10 protein-coding genes and 3 pseudogenes are annotated in these 20,280 nt (G+C 40.4%); 5 read left to right on the forward strand and 8 right to left on the reverse strand.

What is annotated here, in order from left to right; all coding sequences use genetic code 11:
* Positions 1-73 precede the first annotated feature (73 nt).
* Positions 74-3,430: a preprotein translocase subunit SecA gene (gene secA / locus J5A55_RS04155; protein ID WP_004383716.1), complete on the forward strand. Its 3,357-nt coding sequence runs from the start codon at positions 74-76 to the stop codon at positions 3,428-3,430.
* Complete coding sequence (locus tag J5A55_RS04160) at positions 3,411-4,181, forward strand: ATP-binding cassette domain-containing protein (protein ID WP_004383717.1); 771 nt, start codon at positions 3,411-3,413, stop codon at positions 4,179-4,181. Before secA ends, J5A55_RS04160 begins: the two co-directional genes overlap by 20 nt.
* A 157-nt stretch (positions 4,182-4,338) precedes the next feature.
* Here the strand turns inward: J5A55_RS04160 and J5A55_RS04165 are convergent.
* Together J5A55_RS04165 and J5A55_RS04170 are read right to left on the reverse strand one after the other, a co-directional pair.
* A pseudogene (locus tag J5A55_RS04165) lies at positions 4,339-4,845 on the reverse strand (transposase); the annotation flags it as partial.
* A gap of 133 nt (positions 4,846-4,978) precedes the next feature.
* Positions 4,979-6,133: pseudogene (locus J5A55_RS04170) on the reverse strand (IS1182 family transposase); the annotation flags it as partial.
* Between the two features lie 286 nt (positions 6,134-6,419).
* Here J5A55_RS04170 and J5A55_RS04175 point away from each other — a divergent pair.
* Positions 6,420-7,456, forward strand: a pseudogene (locus J5A55_RS04175) (IS256 family transposase); the annotation flags it as partial.
* A gap of 190 nt (positions 7,457-7,646) precedes the next feature.
* Here the strand turns inward: J5A55_RS04175 and J5A55_RS04180 are convergent.
* The 5 genes from J5A55_RS04180 to coaW form a co-directional block, all read right to left on the reverse strand.
* A complete protein-coding gene (locus J5A55_RS04180) occupies positions 7,647-9,641 on the reverse strand; it encodes a helix-hairpin-helix domain-containing protein (RefSeq protein WP_039851328.1) in 1,995 nt (664 codons plus the stop codon).
* An 88-nt stretch (positions 9,642-9,729) separates the two neighbouring features.
* Positions 9,730-10,686 (reverse strand): hypothetical protein, encoded by a 957-nt coding sequence (locus J5A55_RS04185; protein WP_039851329.1) that lies wholly within the window; start codon positions 10,684-10,686, stop codon positions 9,730-9,732.
* Between the two features lie 4 nt (positions 10,687-10,690).
* Entirely contained in the window at positions 10,691-12,769 is a 2,079-nt protein-coding gene (locus tag J5A55_RS04190; RefSeq protein ID WP_004383250.1) for an alpha amylase C-terminal domain-containing protein, read from the reverse strand.
* 40 nt (positions 12,770-12,809) lie between these two features.
* Complete coding sequence (locus J5A55_RS04195; protein WP_039851401.1) at positions 12,810-13,925, reverse strand: MORN repeat-containing protein; 1,116 nt, start codon at positions 13,923-13,925, stop codon at positions 12,810-12,812.
* A 345-nt stretch (positions 13,926-14,270) separates the two neighbouring features.
* Positions 14,271-15,095 carry a type II pantothenate kinase gene (gene coaW, locus J5A55_RS04200; RefSeq protein WP_004383252.1) on the reverse strand — a complete coding sequence of 275 codons (825 nt, stop codon included), beginning with the start codon at positions 15,093-15,095 and terminating at the stop codon, positions 14,271-14,273.
* Between the two features lie 175 nt (positions 15,096-15,270).
* Here coaW and J5A55_RS04205 point away from each other — a divergent pair, with 175 nt between their 5' ends.
* Together J5A55_RS04205 and J5A55_RS04210 are read left to right on the forward strand one after the other, a co-directional pair.
* Positions 15,271-15,552 carry an HU family DNA-binding protein gene (locus tag J5A55_RS04205; protein WP_004383253.1) on the forward strand — a complete coding sequence of 94 codons (282 nt, stop codon included), beginning with the start codon at positions 15,271-15,273 and terminating at the stop codon, positions 15,550-15,552.
* A 356-nt stretch (positions 15,553-15,908) separates the two neighbouring features.
* On the forward strand, positions 15,909-17,480 hold the full coding sequence (locus J5A55_RS04210) for an Rne/Rng family ribonuclease (protein ID WP_004383254.1): 1,572 nt from the start codon (positions 15,909-15,911) through the stop codon (positions 17,478-17,480).
* Positions 17,481-18,045: 565 nt separating this feature from the next.
* On the opposite strand, the gene J5A55_RS04215 is transcribed toward J5A55_RS04210, so the two are convergent.
* Complete coding sequence (locus J5A55_RS04215; protein WP_004383255.1) at positions 18,046-20,208, reverse strand: alpha-amylase family glycosyl hydrolase; 2,163 nt, start codon at positions 20,206-20,208, stop codon at positions 18,046-18,048.
* Between the last annotated feature and the right edge of the window lie 72 nt (positions 20,209-20,280).

The raw sequence follows: 20,280 nt of genomic DNA on the forward strand, positions 1-20,280 counted from the left end.
GATTCAGAATAATAACATCCATCGTCCATAAACAAAACAACAACACATAAGCGGACGAATAAAAAAATAAGAAATGAATTTCAATAAGATATTAAAAGCACTTTTCGGAGATAAGTCAAGTCGTGATATGAAGCTTATTCAACCTTTCGTAGATAAGGTTAAGGAAGCATATCCAGAGATTAAAGCTCTCAGTAACGATGAGTTACGTGCAAAGACAAAAGAGATACAGAAGTATGTTCAAGATGCAGGTAAAGAGCAGCGCGACAAGATAGCTGAACTACGTGCTAAGATTGAAGAGACTCCGATTGATGAGCGTGAAGAAATCTTCAATCAGATTGATAAACTTGATAAAGAGGCTCTTGACAATTACGAGAAGGCGCTTAATGAGGTTATGCCAGTAGCTTTCTCTATTGTGAAAGATACAGCTCGACGTTTCGCAGAGAATGAAGAGACTATTGTAACAGCTACTGACTTCGACCGAGAACTCGCAGCTGACCCTGCTAAGGACTTCATCACTATAGATGGAGACAAAGCTATCTACCACAACCATTGGACTGCTGGTGGTAACGACCTCAAGTGGGAGATGGTTCACTATGATGTACAGATCTTCGGTGGTGTTGTCTTACATCAGGGTAAGATTGCAGAGATGGCAACGGGTGAAGGTAAAACCTTGGTAGCTACCCTACCTGTATTCCTCAATGCTTTGACTGGTAATGGCGTACATGTCGTAACCGTCAATGATTATCTTGCAAAGCGTGACTCAGAATGGATGGGACCTCTCTACATGTTCAACGGACTATCTGTTGATTGTATTGATAAGCACCAACCTAACTCTCCTGCACGCCGTAAGGCATATCAGGCAGATATTACTTTCGGAACCAATAATGAATTCGGTTTCGACTACCTTCGTGACAATATGGCAGTATCTCCAGCCGATCTCGTACAACGCCAACATAACTATGCTATCGTCGATGAGGTCGACTCAGTGTTAATTGATGATGCTCGTACCCCTCTTATCATTAGTGGTCCAGTTCCAAAGGGCGATGATCAAATGTTTGAGGAGTATCAGCCATTAGTACAAAGTCTTTATGAGGTTCAACGCAAGCAAGCTACTGAGCTTTTATCAGAAGCACGCCACAAGTTATCAGAAGCACAGAAAACGAACGATAAGTCTGCTGCACAAAAGCTACAAGAAGAAGGATTCCTTGCTTTGTATCGCTCTTTCAAGGCTCTACCAAAGAATAAGGCTCTCATCAAGTATTTGTCAGAAGATGGCATCAAGGCAGGCATGTTGAAGACCGAAGAGTATTACATGGCTAATAATAACCGTGAAATGCCTAAGGCTATTGAGCCTCTCTACTTCGTAACAGATGAGAAGATGAACTCTTGTGACCTTACTGATAAGGGCACAGCTTGGTTAGCTAATAAGGTAAATGATAATCAGCTATTCGTATTACCTGACATCACAACAGAGCTTTCTGTACTTGAGAAGCAAAAGGATGACAAGTTAATTGATGAGCAAACATACATCGATCAGAAGGATGCCCTGATGGCACATTATGGTGTACAGAGCGAACGCGTACATACATTGCAACAGCTATTGAAGGCTTACACAATGTTTAACAAGGACGATGAGTATGTCGTTCTGAATGGTGAGGTTAAGATTGTTGATGAGCAGACTGGTCGTATCATGGAAGGTCGTCGTTGGAGCGATGGCTTGCATCAGGCTGTTGAGGCAAAGGAGCATGTAAAGGTGGAAGCAGCTACACAGACCTTCGCAACCATCACATTACAGAACTACTTCCGTATGTATCACAAGTTAGCAGGTATGACGGGTACTGCTTCTACAGAGGCAGGTGAGTTCTGGGACATTTACAAGTTAGATGTTGTCGAAATTCCGACAAACCGCCCTATTCTTCGTAAGGATATGGAGGATCGCGTATATAAGACAGCACGTGAGAAGTATGCTGCTGTGATCGATGAGGTAGAGGCAATGAGAAACCAAGGTCGTCCTTGTCTTGTTGGTACTACATCTGTCGAGATTAGTGAGTTACTAAGTAAGATGCTTACCATGCGCAAGATACCACATCAGGTATTGAATGCTAAACAGCACTTGAAGGAAGCTCAGATTGTTGCTGAGGCAGGACGTTCAGTAGATGGACTCGGTGCCGTAACCATCGCAACTAATATGGCTGGTCGTGGTACCGATATCAAGCTCACCAAGGAAGTAAAAGATGCAGGCGGTTTGGCAATTATTGGTACCGAGCGTCACGAAAGTCGTCGTGTAGACCGTCAGCTTCGTGGTCGTGCAGGTCGTCAAGGTGACCCAGGATCATCAGTTTTCTATGTATCTCTTGAAGATAAGTTGATGCGTCTCTTCGGCTCTGAACGTATAGCAAAGGTCATGGACAAGCTAGGCTTCGAAGATGGAGAGCGTATTGAGAGTTCTATGATTTCAAATAGTATTGAGCGCGCCCAGAAGAAGGTTGAAGAGAACAACTTTGGTATCCGTAAGCGTCTGTTGGAATATGATGATGTCATGAACAAGCAACGTACTGTTATCTACGAGAAACGCCGTCACGCCCTCATGGGTGAGCGTATCGGTATGGATATATCCAATATCATTTGGGATCGTTGCATAAGCATTATTGAGAAGAATGACTATGAGGGCTGCAGAGAAGAGTTCTTAAAGATTCTAACAATGGAATGTCCTTTCACAGAAGAGGAATTTATGAGTACTGATCACGAGGAACTGGCAGAACCTTGCTTCCAAACTGCTATGGACGCCTTTAAGCGCAAGACAGATCGCATCCAGAGCGTAGCATGGCCTATTATCAAGGACGTATATGAGAAACAAGGTGCAATGTATGAGCGCATTATGGTTCCAATCACAGACGGAACACGCGTTTATAACATTCCTTGCGACTTGAAGGAAGCATACGAAAGTGAGGCAAAGTCGGTTGTAAAACAGTTTGAGAAGGTTATCCTACTCCATATCATCGATGACGATTGGAAGGAGAATCTCCGTCAGTTGGACGACTTACGTCACTCTGTACAGAATGCTTCTTACGAACAGAAAGATCCATTGCTCATCTTCAAACTAGAGAGTGTGAAATTGTGGGACAACATGATTGACGATATGAACAATCGTACAACAAGTGTTCTCATGCGTGGTCAGATTCCAGAGATGCAACAAGCTGATGAAGTTCAGGAAGCAGCGCCAGAACAACATAGCCAGCGTTATAATGAGGAGAAGGTGGAACTTGACGATCCTAACCAGCGTGCCGCTGCACAGCAGGATACCCGTGAGGGAGCTCAGCAGGTAAATCGCACTCCATATCACGCAGAAAAGACTCCACGTCCTAACGATCCATGCCCATGTGGCAGTGGAAAGAAGTTTAAGAATTGCCATGGTCGCAATCTCAATTAATAAACTCACTAAGGAATTCGGGGATAAGACCGCAGTGTCTATCCCCGAATTTTGTTTTCCTACGAATGAGATCATAGGATTAGTAGGGAATAATGGTGCGGGAAAGACTACACTTTTCCGGTTGATACTTAATCTTCTGAAAGCTGACAGTGGGTCAGTAGATTTTCAATTTGAGCAGCTACAAGACAAATCAGACTCTGATAAGAACTGCCCTACCCACCCCACACAACTTATCTCGAATATTGATACAGCGTGGAAAGGGTATATAACAGCTTACTTAGACGAGGTTTTCCTGATAGACTACCTCACAGCAGAGGAGTTCTTCTCGTTTATTCTTAGGGCGAACAATCTCCAAACCATAGGATTGGAAGAAACACTTGAGGATTATAAGGAGTTTTTAAGCAGTGAGATTATCGGTCAAACAAAGTATATCCGCGAGCTGTCAGCTGGTAACAAGCAGAAAGTTGGAATAGTAGCTGCCTTACTTCCCAAGGCGAGTGCAGTAATTCTGGACGAACCTTTCAACTTCCTTGATCCCAGTAGTCAGAATCTTCTTAAAAAGTTGTTAGTCGATTACAAAAATAAGTATCATGCCTCTGTCATCATCTCTAGTCACAATCTTCAACACACAATAGATATCAGCGACAGAGTTGTCTTGATGGAACATGGGGAGATTATCAAAAACATCGATCATATCACCCCTGAATCAACAAAGATTTTAAGTGAATATTTTAGATCCGCTCGGACGTAATTTTGAGTTTAAATATGTAAACTCGAAAAAACGTACCTCCGTTTTACTAAAAACGTACCTCCGTTTTCGATAAAATGTGAGGGTGTGTCAAAATGGACACATCCTCTTTTCTACTCCTCTTTACTTCATCTACCGCATAATTCGTTATTTACTGCAGCTATGCCGCTAATTTCATATAAAATGATTTGTTGGGCTTCCAATAGCTTATATAAACTTCTATAGAGCATCTGAAGGTGACTAAAAGTACCTCCATAATAGCTTTTAGCTCCTTGAGATTATTTTTTTTGCACATTTTTCCTATGTTAAAGGCAATAGCAAAGAAGGCAAAATCCATATTGACCTTGTCTTTTCCAAAATGCCTAAACCTCTTGTAGGCTTTATTGTATTTTGTTTGTCCAAAAACAGCTTCAGGTTCTATGCACCTTCGTCCTCGATGCTTGATGCCTTCTTCCGAGGTCAGTAGTTCCCGTGCCTTTTGTTTATAGTACTGTAGTTGATGGTTTACTTCTATAATTCTGTTCCCTCTTGCCTTAAAACATGAGCCTCTCAACGGACAACCATCACAGCGTTCTGCCTGATAACGTACACTGTAAGTAACGAATCCATTAGAGGTTAGGGAACGCTTCATGCCTATACGCTTCATATGCTGTCCCATAGGGCAGACAGTCACCTTCAGATGCTCTATAGAAGTTTATATAAGCTATTGGAAGCCCAACAAATCATTTTATATGAAATTAGCGGCATAGCTGCAGTAAATAACGAATTATGCGGTAGATGAAGTAAAGAGGAGTAGAAAAGTAGAAATCCTGTTCCTTATTATAATAAAGGCTTGCAGGACAGAATGGGTTAGGTGTATAGCGTGGATGCTGCTCTTTATGGAAGTAGTTATACTTCACATAGGCTTCCATATTATGTACGTCCATGAACAGATAGTTCTCCTCGGAGCCATACCCTGAATCGGCTACGACTGTCTTGGCATAACGATGGTAACGTGAGTTGAAGGACTCCAAGAAAGAAGGAAGTGTAAGCGTATCTGTACGGTTAGCATAGAGTGCAAAGTCGATGATAAACTGGTTCTCAGTTGCTATCTGCAGATTATATCCAGGCTTAGTCTGTCCGTTCCGCATAGCATCCTCCTTCATGTGCATAAACGTAGCATCAAGGTCGGTCTTGCTGTAGGAGTTTCTCTCCCCCATAATCTCAAGGTGTTGGTCATACTCTTGGAGTTTATTACGTTTCTTCTCAAGCTCTTTAAGCTGTTTTTTCTTGGTTCTAACAGCCTGCTTCTCTTCTTTTGTCTTAGGCTCAGGGGCTGATTCCAAAGACTTGTTCAATTCCTCGGATATCTCATCGAGCAGAGCTGCAGTAAACTCGACACCTTCTGTCTTAGCGGCATTGTCCTGCGCTATGACATCATCAACCTGAAGCAAGAGTGTGCGTATTTGTTCCTGCAACTTGGCGCGGTTCTTTTCCACGGTTCTCTTCCAAACGAAGGTATACTTGTTGGCTTTCGATTCTATTTTTGTGCCGTCAATATATTCAACGTCAAGACTTATCAAACCTTTGGCTGCAAGTACTAATACCACTTGTGTGAAGATATTGTTGATTTCCTTTTTCACACGATTACGAAAACGATTGATGGTAATAAAATCAGGCTGCTCATATCCTGCCAGATAGATGAAATGAATGTCACGCTTGAGAAGCGACTCTATACGACGGCAGGAATAGATATTATTCATATAGGCGTAAAGAATCACCTTGAGCATCATTTGTGGATGATAAGGCTTACGCCCACTGGGCTTATAAAGCTTGTAGACATTATCCAATATAAGATTATCCACCAAGGCGTCTAAAAGACGAACAGGGTTATCTTCTGCGATATCCTTATCGATTCTTTGAGGAAAAAGAATCATTTTCTTGTGTATGTAAGAACGAAAGTGTACCTTTGTCATAATGAGATTTTTTGTATGCCTAAAGGTACAAAAACTTTAGGAAATAGCAAAGCCCTGGCTTGAGAAAGTCGGGGCTTTGTGCATAAAAAAGAGTGTGTGGCTATTTTGACACACCCTCACGTTTTTTGTAAATCCTATATATGATTGATTTTCAACGAATTATAAAGCTCCTAATTTTCTATATAAATTGGTATCTTTAGGCACGTCAAAAGGTACTATCTTAGAAAAGTGTGTAAGCCCATATTTTTCTTATCTTTGTATTTGGAAACATTAAAATAAAGAAACAATGGAACTTACACAATTACAAATTTCGGAAATTCTTTCCAATTACACAAGCAGTAGCGAGGGTTTTGTTACGCTTCAGTCTTTAATCATGAATTCTCTTATGAAACATGAACGTGATTTATTTGTCAACGAGAATGCCCATGAACAATGTAATGACTTTCGTTCTCGTCGTTGGTACAGTCTTGGTTTTGAGTTTTCTCTTCGTATTCCACGCAGTCGCAGTGGTAATTTCTATCCTGTTCTTTTAGGCTTAATTCGTAGTGAAAGTGAAGAACGTGCAAAGTTGTTCAACCTTCTTTACACCAAAGGTCTTACCACTGAGCAGATAGGTGAAATATCTGAAACCATTTATGGACGCACTTATAGCAAACAGCAAGTTTCTTATTTAAGTACCAGTTGCCGTGAAGACGTTAATCAATGGCTCAACCGCTCGCTTTCTTCTCATTATTTGGCTGTTTATATCGATGATGCTACTTTCATTGCCACTCGTAGGGACAAACAGGTTTCTAAAGAGGCTTATTATACCATTTTAGGAGTATTGGAAGATGGAAGCCGAGAGGTGTTAAGTGTAGTCAATCATCCCACTGAAGGGGCTATATGCTGGAAGGAAGAGCTTGAAATGTTGAAAGAGCGAGGAGTTACTCAAATAGACTTAGTAGTATCTGATGCACTTCAAGGAATACAGAATGCTGTTTGTGCAGCTTTCCCCCAGGCATCTCATCAGTTTTGCGTAGCTCATATTAAGCGACAAATACTAAATTGTGTCTCACATAAAGATAAACCGCAGATAGCAGAAGAACTCAATGAGGTCTTTGCTTTAGAAGACAAAGAGATGAAATCTTTGTTGGGATATGAACAATTTATTACTTTTGTAGCCAAATGGGAAAAGAAATACCCAATATTGAAAAAGTATAAAGCCGAGCGAGACATCGCTTACTTTACATATATGGACTTCCCTGTGCAAGTGCAAAGGTGCAATATACGACTAACTGGATTGAAAGACTTAATAGAAAATATAAGAGAACCATAAAAATGAGGACATCAATGCCTACAAGTAAGTCTGTGCTTTTCCTACTTGCAAGTGTTGCAATGCAAGAAACAAAAACAACATATGCAAGAAAAATTTATCAATGGAAATTCTGGAAACAAAAGAAAGAAAAATGAATAAGATACAAAGAAAAGAAAGAGAAAACTTACACACTTTTTAGGACACTACCCGTCAAAATTACTAGAATTTCCACCGTATTTGTAGTTCTAAATCGGACTTTGTAGAGCTATTAATCTGTTGCAAACCTGATGAAATCTTATCACGATCAAAGTAACTGGTTGTAGAGGATTGGAGGATAAGCATTAGATTGGGAGAAAGATCTGCACGTGCAAATAGAGCGTAATGTAAACCTATCCCATAGAATGAAGGAAAGGAAAACGAATAAAGTGGTCGACGCTCATAGATATAGATGCGTGAGGCAAAATCATCTGTGTGAAAGTATCCGAGTAATGCTGTGAGTTGAAGCCAGGAGTTGGGTGCCCACGTAACGCTTTCGCTCGCCATGTATCCAATACTATTGTTGAGGTAATGACATACTGATATATCGAATTGCGTCTTGCTATTCCACGTTTTTGCCTTATAATTCAATGCTAATCTTCCGCGCTGGGTAATCTCATTGATAAGTGCGGTCTTATTGAAATCGTCTTTCTCCCTCAATTTAAATTTATATCTTGCACATAAGGACCAGACTTTATGTGTGTAATATAGATTTAGGACATTATCCCAAGTATGACTAGCAGTATGCGATCCAAAACGAGGATGAGAAAAATAAGAATAATCAGTATAAGCTATGAGTGAAAGTCCATGTTTTATTTCCCAATTAGTTCCTAAGAGCAATCCATTTTCATTCTGAATCTTCCCTCCTTCGGCAAAACCACGTGCGAACAATCCCGCATAATCGTAACGATAGTAACGTTGCATGGCTAATAATGATAAGTTCGACTTCACTTGAACAGAAATGTTATTGATTGTAGCCAATGTCCCTCCATTGCTGGTTGCAGTCTCACCTGCCAAACTCCAACGCTTACGCATATAGCTATAGTTTATACCAACATTCCAAAAGTCATTGCCCGATGGCGCATAACGACGATAATACAGATCTGTGTTAGGGCTAAGAGCTTTATCAAAGTGAGTGAAGAGTGCGGTCAATCCAAGCGTCAGTCTGCCACATCGCCAGTTAAGATTACCTCCAGTTGTGAATTGGGAAGCGTTATCTTTCCGTTCCATCTCCTTCGCAGTGCGGTGATATCCAGTGTTAAGAATCGTCTTTATATCTCCGTTACTTGTTAATGATGCATCAATCGTTCGATATGAAAGGAATGTGGTTAGATCCAAATTGTGAGCAAGTTCGATGGTTGCAGCCACTCCCTGCAAATAGTTTATCGAAGAGCGGGAAGAATATACCCGAATCCCATTATTCTGTCTGCCCAACGTTGATAAAGCGGCATATTTACCAAAGCTCAAATTATTATTAATGACTAGTCCCTGTCCGAAACTAAGTTTGTATCTTCCCAGAATCAAGTTCTTTATTCTGCCCAGCTTACGCAGTTGGATATAAAAGCTATAGTGGTCATAGCCTAACTTATTCTTATTGGATAAGAAGGGTTCGCCTGCGTCTTGTGCCCCTATCAAACCCAGTTGGAAATAATCACTATAATGAAAGTTATATCTGAAGGAGTGACTATACGGATAGCCGAGATAGCCATTTATATCGCCCTTTCGCTGATAGAAAGGGACTTTGAAAGTAAAGAGTAATGTGTGACGCCCTTTGTTTAGGATTTCTTTCAGACTGGGGAATGGTTTATTATCATTTACTGGCGACAGATAAACAAAGTAAGAGAGTAATTGTCTTCGCTGGAAGTCTAAGGACTCTATCATGGATAGCTCGCCTAACGTTCGCATCCCATGGTATTGATATACATACGCTTGGATATCTTCTATTTGTTGGGCATTCAAGAAAGGAATACACTCTAAGTCTTCACGTGTAGCAGTATTGAGGTCTAATGGGCGTTCTGCCAATTCGGACAATATAGCAAAGATTTCCTCTTTATCTGACTCATTGATATCACTCTCTGCATAAAACTGTTCAAAACATTCCTCCCATGTCATGCTTTGCTGTGCAATGATAGGGATGGTGGAGCATAATATCAAACAAAAGAGTATTAGCCGCTTCATAGACGTAAGGTTTTAAATGAGTGTGATTAGGTAAAAGGTGGCTCCTCCTAATAGAATGGAGGTTGTAGAGAAAGGCTAGGAAAGACTTCTACTTTGAGAAGTAATATGCGGTATAACTACCTTTCTTATAAGGTTTATCTGGTGTGAGTCCTTTCTTACGAAGCACGTAAAGTTCGTATGCCTCCTTATAATATCGAGGACGGAGACTATCTACTGGGTAATATTGCGGTAGGTAACGCACAAACTCTTGAAGGTTACGATCGAGGAGGAAGCCTGTTAATTGATAATTGGCAGAGGTGCGAGTTACCTTTAGTAGAACGCTATCGGGCTGGAGCCATGAATGAATTTTTCCAGGACGTAAGGCTCTTCCCTCTCCTACCAAGGGATAGTAGAATAGACTATCAGCTAAGTGTCCTCTACGTGCAACCGCATACACAGTCAACATCGAAGTGACGGAATCGGTATGTGGCATAGTCTTCACAACTTGTAATGCGCCTGCATAATCTCTCTTATCTATCAAAGTCTCAACCTTTGCGCGCTGATGATAATACTTATCGGTATTGCTGAAGAGTCCTGTGAACAAGAAGAACGAAAGGAAGATAGCTAAACTCATCCATGTTAATTGAGAGAATATGCCAAAACTACGTAACTCTGGTTCATAAGGTTCAAATCGCTTTGTCATTATTACGATAATAGCATAAAGGATAAGCAATAATGGAGCTATCCACAACCAACTACCTAAAGTAACCCCAGTAGCAGTTGGTCTAATATCCGATACTATTGTCAAAAGAAGGAAAGAGGGAAAGTAGGTTAAAGCATAGCCACGCTTAGAGAGTTTCGTCCAGGAACTGACACCTATTTGCAATAACTTTAAGGTAATCGTTATCAGTACTGCACCCAACAAAGGATTATAGAACGTTTGTCCCCCTGACGCTAAATGCTGTACAATCGTCATCACATCTGCTTGAAAGAAATAGAGATAGCAGAATGAGAATAAACAAAACAAAACAGCACATACTATGCGTATAAACCTACTTTCCATCATCTACTTACTTCTTTTTCAATACTACTGCACTGCGAGCAGGAATATATAACTTAAGCCATCCCTTATGTTGATCGGTATAAAGAGGGTCTGGGTTGGTGAAATGTTCTACTAAATCATCAGCAAAGCCGTTGCCTCCAAACTCTTTCGCATCTGAGTTTAACTCTACAACATAAGAACCTTCTGGTACTAAGAACCCATAATCAGCATAAGAACGAGTTGGTGAGAAGTTGAATACAAACAATAGTTCTCCCCTACTGAAAGCTAATATTTGATCTCCGTCGTTATGCCATATCTCTTGTAAAGGTGTTGCATTAAATTTCTTCTCACTCTTTATAACCTCTAACATCTTACGATCGAAGTCACCAAGATAATGATAACAGAGTTCTTTATTATCCACGAGATTCCATTGTCTACGAGCATACTTATAACTCCAACCATTGCCCTCGCGTGGGAAATCGATCCATTCTGGATGACCGAACTCATTACCCATGAAGTTGAGATAGCCACCATTCATAGCCGCAATAGTTGCCAAGCGAATCATCTTGTGCAATGCTATACCACGATGAGCCATTTCATTCTCATCTCCCTTACGGAAATGCCAATACATATCGGCATCTATCAAACGGAAGATAATCGTTTTATCTCCAACAAGTGCTTGATCGTGAGATTCGCAATAGGAAATGGTTTTCTCATCCGCACGTCGGTTCTTTATTTCCCAATAGATAGATGATGGCTTCCAAGCCTCGTCTGGCAATTCTTTAATGGTCTTGATCCAATAGTCAGGGATATTCATTGCCATACGATAATCAAAACCATAGCCGCCATCCTTAAACTTTGCAGCTAATCCAGGCATACCAGATACTTCTTCTGCAATCGTGATAGCATGCTTGTTTACTTCGTGAATAAGACAATTAGCAAGCGTCAGATAACAAATAGCGTTATCATCCTGATGTCCATTGAAGTAGTCACCATAGTCACAGAAAGCTTCACCCAAGCCATGACTATAATAAAGCATGGAGGTTACACCATCAAAGCGGAAGCCGTCAAAGTGATACTCGTCTAACCAATACTTACAATTAGACAATAAGAAATGAAGTACATCATCCTTACCATAATCAAAGCATAAAGAATCCCAAGCTGGATGTTCGTGTCGATCACCTGGATAGAAGTACTGATTAGGATCACCAGCAAGGTTTCCTAGTCCTTCCACCTCATTCTTTACAGCGTGCGAATGGACTATATCCATAATAACCGCTATCCCATTGCAATGTGCTTCATCAATAAGTGCTTTCAGATCTTCGGGAGTACCAAAGCGCGAACTAGCCGCAAAGAAAGAACTAACATGATAACCAAAGCTACCATAATAAGGATGTTCTTGGATTGCCATAATCTGAATAGCATTATAACCATCCTTTATAATACGTGGCAGAACATTCTCACGGAATTCTGTATATGAACCAACTTTCTCTGCATCTTGTGACATTCCTATATGACACTCGTAAATCAGTAGTGGATCGGTGTTAGGTTTAAAGTTTTTCTTCTTCCAAACGTATGGCTTTTCAACATTCCATACCTGTGCTGAAAATATCTTTGTATTCTCATCTTGTACAACACGCTGTGCCCAAGCAGGAATGCGCTCTCCTTCTCCACCATTCCAATGAACTCGCATCTTATAGTATTGCCCATGCTCCATTGCATGAACAGGAAGACGCAACTCCCAGTTACCTGTACCTTCAATACGCTTACATTTGTAAGAGGGTAACTCGTTCCAACCATTGAAATCGCCTACAAGATAGATATCTGTAGCGTTAGGTGCCCACTCCCTAAAGACCCAGCCTTCATCGGTAAGATGTAGCCCATAATAGTTATATCCATTGGCAAAATCAGAAAGGGTCATCTTCCCGTCTTGCGTCAGTTGCTTGATTTTCCAAAGCGCATGCTCATGCCGCCCACGTATAATATCTTCATACGGAGATAAATATGAGTCATTCTTAACAAGCCCAATATGAGCCGGTGCGCTTTTACTCTTCTTCTTTACAACATCTTTAGGTGCACTCTTAGTTATACTCTTCTTTGTAACCATGGTAAATGTATTTTGTTCGTTATTATATCTTTAAGTTAAGCTAGTTGACATGACGTTTTCCATTCTCATAATATCCGACGGCAGTAATCTTACCATTCTTGTCTCGCTCTATGAACTTTCCGTCACGTTGGTTGTCCTTATAGTTGCCTTCAAAGCGTACGCCATTAGCAGTTTCTTCAATAGCACTACCATTTCGTTTACCATTATGATAGTTTCCCTTGAACTTGCTTCCATCAACATAGTGAATGATAACGAGCCCTTCAACTTCACCATTCTTGAACTGCCCTTCATAGACGTCTTTATTCTTCTTAGTCAACTTTCCTTGCCCATTTTGCAAATCCTTTTCCCAATAACCTGTATATATATCCCCATTATGCCAGGACATCGTACCAAAACCAGACTTCATTCCATTTAGGAAATGACCTGTGTATTGATCTCCATTCTTATATTGGAAAATACCTTGTCCTGTGCGCTGACCATCTACATATTCGCCTTCATAAACCTCGCCATCCTTGAACTTGTAGATCCCCTTACCATTCTGAAGGTCGTTCTTCCATTCACCATCGTATTTATCACCATCCGAATAGATATAAACGCCCTTACCTTCTTTTATGTTATTAACCCAGTTACCCGTAAACGAAGAATGATCCGTCCACTTAAAACAGCCGTTTCCGTTCTTCATATCATTTGCCCACATACCATCGTATGAGGCTCCATTTGCGAAGATATACTTACCAGCTCCATTGCGTTTATCATGTTCCCAATTACCGATATACTTGTCTCCATTGTAATAAAACATGGTGCCTTGACCTTGTTGATAATCTTTATACCACAAGCCTTCATATCGGTTCCCATTCGAAAAATAAAAGGTTCCCATTCCATGTTGCTGATTCTGGAACCATTGTCCAACATACTTCTCACCATCAGCAAAGATATAAGTACCATCCCCATGGCGCAAACCTTTCATATACTCGCCTTCATAGACATCCTTATTTTTGTAGACCGTCTTACCTTTACCATTAGGCTTCCCTCGGAACATCTGCCCATGGTAATTCCCCCCATCACTGGTAACACACGACCCTATCTCTATCTTCTGCGCAAAGACTGAAAGAGAAGTTAGAAGTAATAGTAATATAATAAGATATCTATTTCTCACGCCATTCAGTTTTAAAGTAATGTACAGATCCTCATAACCTATAGTTGCAAAGATAAATATTTTCAATGAAAATCACAAATTAATAAATCTTTTTTAAAGGTGTACTATAAATCTTTTAATATATAGGTGATGTTGGTTCACACTATATGGTGTGAGGAGGTATAAAGGAATTAATAAATATTGAAGATAGAGATAAGCCTCTTTAGCACTTAAAGAAATGCCTTTCTTGCACGTAGAAGAGCATCTTCTCTATCGCAAGAAAGGCTTTCGTATATCCCCGACTATTAAGACTTAACTAATAGCATGATGAATGTCAAAACATTATCAGATAATAATAAGCAATACTTATCCACGCTTTAACCCTTGCAATGCTGCACCAATAGCCGTACAATACTCCGAATACTTGGGAATAATAAATCGAACATCATAAATCTTCTCCATGACAGGAAAAAGTAATTCGCATTGTGGTAACAAAGTGAGATTACCTATCAGAACGAAATCACGAATATCACTATTTAAGGAGCTTAAGATTGTTGCAGAACCTATTGATTGCAACACTAAACCTATTAAACCAAGAGCAATATCCTCCCTACTAGCATTTACTTGTGCATTTGCAAACAAAGACGCTGTTGCATCCATAGGCAAACCTGGTAGTGGACTCGTTGATATATCTTTTATCTGAAGATTAATGCGTGAGATGTCTCCTTTCATTGCTAAAGACACAACTTCTTTAACATCATCTGTCTGTAATAACAACCGAGAAAGCCCACTTAATGTACCGCCTCCAATACCAATACCACCAATGTGACGGATTTCATTGCCATCACAAAGCACTAAAGAGGTTCCTGTACCCATAGAGACAACTATCATCCGTTGAAGTTTCGACTCAAACTGAGCTCCCAAACCATCAGCTAAAAACTCATCAGCCTTTGCTGTTGGAAGTCCATAAACAGGCTTATTAACATAATGAGCGCCAACTCCTGTCAACATCACTTGCTCTACATCTGATAAATCAATCTTATTATCATACAAGTATTTACCAAATGCACCATACAAGGAAGTCACAGGGTCAGTAGCCTTTATACGTAAAGGTTTAACGACCTTCCCTTCTCTAATTCCAACAATCTTCGTTGTTGAAATCCCCACATCAATTCCAATGGCAATCTTCATACACCTTATATAATTAGGTTACAAAGATACAAAAAACTTAAGAGTAGGGAACTATCACAGAGAGTTTTTGCAAAAAAACACTCAAAACATTTCTCTATTAAGCTGAAAATGAGTATCTTTGCAATCCGAAATAATGAGAGAATAAAGAATTAAACATAAAAAGAATAAAAAGGAAATGACGAAAGCAGACATTATCAATGAGATTGCAACATCAACTGGTATTGCCAAGAAAGACGTTTCAGCTGTAGTTGAATCATTCATGGATTCAATCAAAGATAGCTTATTAGGGAAGAAAGAGAACGTATATTTACGTGGTTTCGGTAGCTTTATTATTAAGCATCGTGCAGAAAAGACAGCTCGTAACATCTCAAAGAATACGACAATCACAATCCCTGCACATGATTTCCCAAGCTTCAAGCCTGCAAAGACTTTCATTGAGGATATGAAGAATAAGTAAACATAAATATTATAACAATTTAAAACATTAAAGCTATGCCAAACGGAAAAAAGAAAAAGGGACATAAGATGGCTACGCACAAGCGTAAAAAGAGATTAAGAAAGAACAGACATAAGAGTAAGTAAGCCCCATAGGCCGAAAGCACTTATTACGACTTTCAAACATGACGGGGCGTGTCATCGCAATTAATTCCAACCATGGAATGCGACGGCAGGTTCCGCCTTTTTTATTACCTATAAATATCATGTAGTACGATTAGGTGTATTATTTATTACCACAAATCATAACGTATAAAACATTTATAGCTAACTTATACGATTCGATACAATCATGGTGTTTATAACAAGAGAAGATAGATGACAAGCGAAGTAATTATTGATGTCCAACAGAAAGAGATTTCGATAGCACTACTCGAGGATAAGCGTTTGGTTGAATATCAACGTGAACCAAGAGAAGCTAGCTTTTCGGTTGGAAACATCTACGTGGCAAAAGTAAAGAAGCTGATGCCTGGGCTAAACGCCTGCTTTGTAGATGTAGGTTATGAGCGTGACGCCTTTCTTCATTATCTAGACTTAGGGAGTCAATTCAACTCCTACGCCAAATATCTGAAACAGGTTCAGAGCGATCGTAAAAAACTTTATCCCATTCAGAAAGCCAATCATCTCCCTGACATACAAAAAGACGGCACGATACAGAATGCCTTGCAAGTAGGTCAAGAAGTATTGGTACAAATTGTCAAAGAACCCATTTCCACCAAAGGTCCGCGTCTTACAGGCGAAATATCATTTGCTGGTCGCTACCTGGTGCTTATACCTTTTGGGCATAAAGTCAGTGTTTCATCTAAGATTAAGAGCGGCGAAGAACGAGCACGCCTAAAGCAACTCATCCAAAGTATCACTCCAAAGAACTTTGGCGTAATTGTTAGAACTGTAGCTGAAGGCAAGCGTGTTGCAGAACTTGATGCAGAGATGAAGGTCCTTCTGAATCGTTGGAATGAAGCTATCACGAAGGTACAGAAGACACAAGAGCGTCCTCAATTAGTATTTGAGGAGACTGGACGTGCCGTTGCTATGTTACGTGATCTCTTCAACCCAACCTACGAGAACATCTATGTCAATGATGATGACATTTGCACAGCTGTACGCCACTATGTTTCTCTAATAGCCCCTGAAAAGGCAAGCATAGTGAAGAAGTACAATGGAAAGGTGCCTATCTTTGACAATTTCGATGTTACAAAGCAAATCAAGTCTAGCTTTGGCAAGACAATCAACTACGGGCATGGTTGTTACCTCATCATTGAACACACAGAGGCTATGCACGTTGTTGATGTAAATAGTGGTAACAGAACCAAGGAGAAAGCACAAGAGCAGAACGCACTTGACACAAACCTTGGAGCTGCCGACGAATTAGCACGTCAACTTCGATTACGTGATATGGGAGGAATCATCGTTGTTGACTTTATAGACATGAATCTTGCTGAAGACAGACAGATGCTTTACGAGCGTATGTGTAAGAACATGCAGAAGGATCGAGCCCGTCACAACATCCTTCCATTAAGTAAGTTCGGCTTAATGCAGATTACTCGCCAACGTGTTCGTCCTGTAATGGATGTTGACGTAGATGAGAATTGCCCCACTTGCTTTGGAACAGGTAAGATTCACTCAAGTATCCTCTTTACTGACCAGCTAGAGCGAAAGATTGATCGCCTTGTCAATAAGGTAGGAGTAAAGAAGTTCTACCTACACGTCCACCCATACGTAGCTGCTTACATTAACAAGGGTTTCATCTCGTTAAAACGTAAGTGGCAAATGAGATACGGATTAGGCGTAAATATTATTCCTTCACAGAAGCTAGCTTATTTGCAATATGAGTTTTATGATGCAAACAAGCAGTTTATTGATATGAAGGAACAGAGCGATAAATCATAAGTCGCTCACAAGTCATTAGATAAGAAAGAAAGGTAAAACAAGTAAGAGGTAAGCACAATCAAAGAGCTTATCTCTTATTTGTTTGTATAAGAGAAACTAACTCACAACACATGTGTTGTAATTGTTCTTCCTTAGTTCTCTTTTGTTTTTCTATATGCTCTGCATTCTTTTTGTACGTGCGTAATTCTATTATCTAAGCGTGATAATTAATTATCTAAGTCTGATAATACTTTATCTAAGTCTGATAATTAATTATCAGACTTAGATAATATAAAAACATACGTATTCCGTAAATACACAATACGCATAAAAATATAACAAGATCCGTATAAATTTAATACGGAGCCCGCATATAAGTATAACAAACAAGTAATTGAAGGTTCATAAATACATCCCTACACGTTTGAATATCGTATTACTAGCATTTGCCTAAACATCTATCAAACAGCATCAGCGTACCTCTGACATCTCTTTTTCCCATTCATAGGAAACCCTCGAAAGTCATTTGTTTGACTTTCGAGGGTTGATTAACTTGTCACATCCTTATAGTGGTAGTGAGAGTTTTCTATACAACAACCTTAAACCGAATACGGAAGGCATGTTTTGATTCGTCCCAATTAGTACCTAACAATTCAAAGCGACCTATCTGACTCGTTGATCGAACATGCTTACCAATGCAAGGGCACACATCGAAGTCGCCTATTCGCACAAGTCGTAACATCTCGGAAGCATCATCTGGTAGCTTATCCAAGCTCACTCCTTCAGGAATATGATTCCTATCAACCATTTCGAACGTTACTGGCAAATCCTCTGCTATAAGGCGATTCATCTCATCAACAATAGCCTTCTCTTCCTTACGATTAGGTTTATGATCAAGGATGAATGTCATCTTACTCTTCTTTCGTTCAATATGTGCATTATTACTACGCTCCGCCCCAAACATACGAACCATGACTTGATTCAATAAATGTTCTGCTGTATGAGCCGGTGGGAATTCCTCCTTGTTATGCGTATTCAATACATAGTCCATGGGCTTCTCCTTTACGTTAAACTTATATATCCTACCATAATTTGCCTCGACATCTAAGGCAACCTGTCCATCTCGTTTCAGTTCTACCATCTTCGTAAAACCTGAAAGCAAATCGGTCATCTCTACTTCCCGCTCTGGTAAACCAAGGAAGTCGTAGGCATGAGCAGGAATTGTAACATTGATTTGCACACGTTTCTGATCGAAGTTCGCTACAACGAGTAACACTTCATCGTCAGCCTTGCGCAAGAAGACAAATTGTTTGCGAGGGTTGAACTGATAGCTTTGATTATTAACATACATGAGGTCGAATGTCAATCCTTCACGCACTGCCTTCTCGCGATTGCAGAAGCGAAGCAGACCTTGATAGACCAATGATAATCTCTTCTCATCTGTTGTAAGTTCCTCGTGATTGAAGAAACCTTTATAAATAGCTTCACTCGTCCAATAGTCGAAGATGGTTGAACGACCATCACGTCCTGAGAAGCCCTCTTTATCCATACCCCGCTCGCCAAACTCTTGCCCTGCATAAACCATAACTGGATTTTGCTGGAGCAATGCGGAAACAATCATGCCCGGCACTCCTTTCCACGGGTCACCAGCAAAGAAGTTGGAGGCAATGCGTTGCTCATCATGATTCTCTAGGAAGTAAAGCATGTGGTCGCGTATATCGTCAACTTGCTGCCACTCGTGCGTGATAGAAGAAGCCGGACGCTCGTCACAGATGACACCACGTATGCAATCGTACATACCCACCTTATCATATAAGTAATCAAAGCCAGACTCAACATACATACGATACTGGTTAGGATCATATACCTCTCCGATGAATATCACGTCAGGATATCGCTCCTTGACCTGTTGTGTGGCGTATGACCAGAATTCGTGTGGTACCATCTCCGCCATATCACAACGGAAACCATCAATCCCTTTAGCTGCCCAAAAGAGGAGTATTTCAGTCATCTTCTTCCAAGTAGAAGGAATGGGATGATAATGATAACTACGCCCACCAGCATCACAATAGTCTACTCCATAATTGAGTTTCACCGTCTCATACCAGTCATTCTGCTGTGGATGCGAATCGAAGCGATCGTTACCCGTGCACTTGGCTGGATATTCATGGTAAGGCTCCGCTCCGTGTGCATATTCATTCTCGGCTACCCCAGACAGGTCGAGTGCTTCACCCGGACAGTAATAGAAGTTGTTTTGTGAATCAAAATGCTTCCCTAAGTCATCGCCTTCTCCTAAATCACTCACTCCTTGCGGCTTTGCTATACTCTTATATTGACGTGCAACATGATTAGGCACGAAGTCGATGAACATTTTCAGTCCTTCACCATGTGTTCTACTAATAAGAGCCTCGAACTCTGCCATGCGCTCATCAACATTAACCGCAATGTCAGGGTCAATATCATAATAATCAGTAATGGCGTATGGGGAACCAGCGCATCCTTTTACAACTCGTGGGTTCTGACAAGGAATACCGAAAGAAGAATAATCAGTACACGTTGCATGACGGATAACACCAGTATACCAAAGATGAGTGACACCGAAGTCATGAATGCGACGAAGTACCGACTCGTCGAAGTCATTCATCTTCCCTACCCCATTCTCTGCTAATGTACCGTTCTCCTTTCTCGTAAGGTTCTTATTACCGAAAGTACGAGTGAAGACTTGATAGATAACTAATTTAGTTTTCATACAATGGATAAACAAAAGTCCCTCTTCCGTATCGCTCCTAAAGCAAGGAGAGGTTAAGAAGAGGGACTATTA

This window comes from Prevotella veroralis (assembly GCF_018127765.1).
In the GTDB taxonomy this organism is placed as follows: Bacteria; Bacteroidota; Bacteroidia; order Bacteroidales; family Bacteroidaceae; genus Prevotella; species Prevotella veroralis.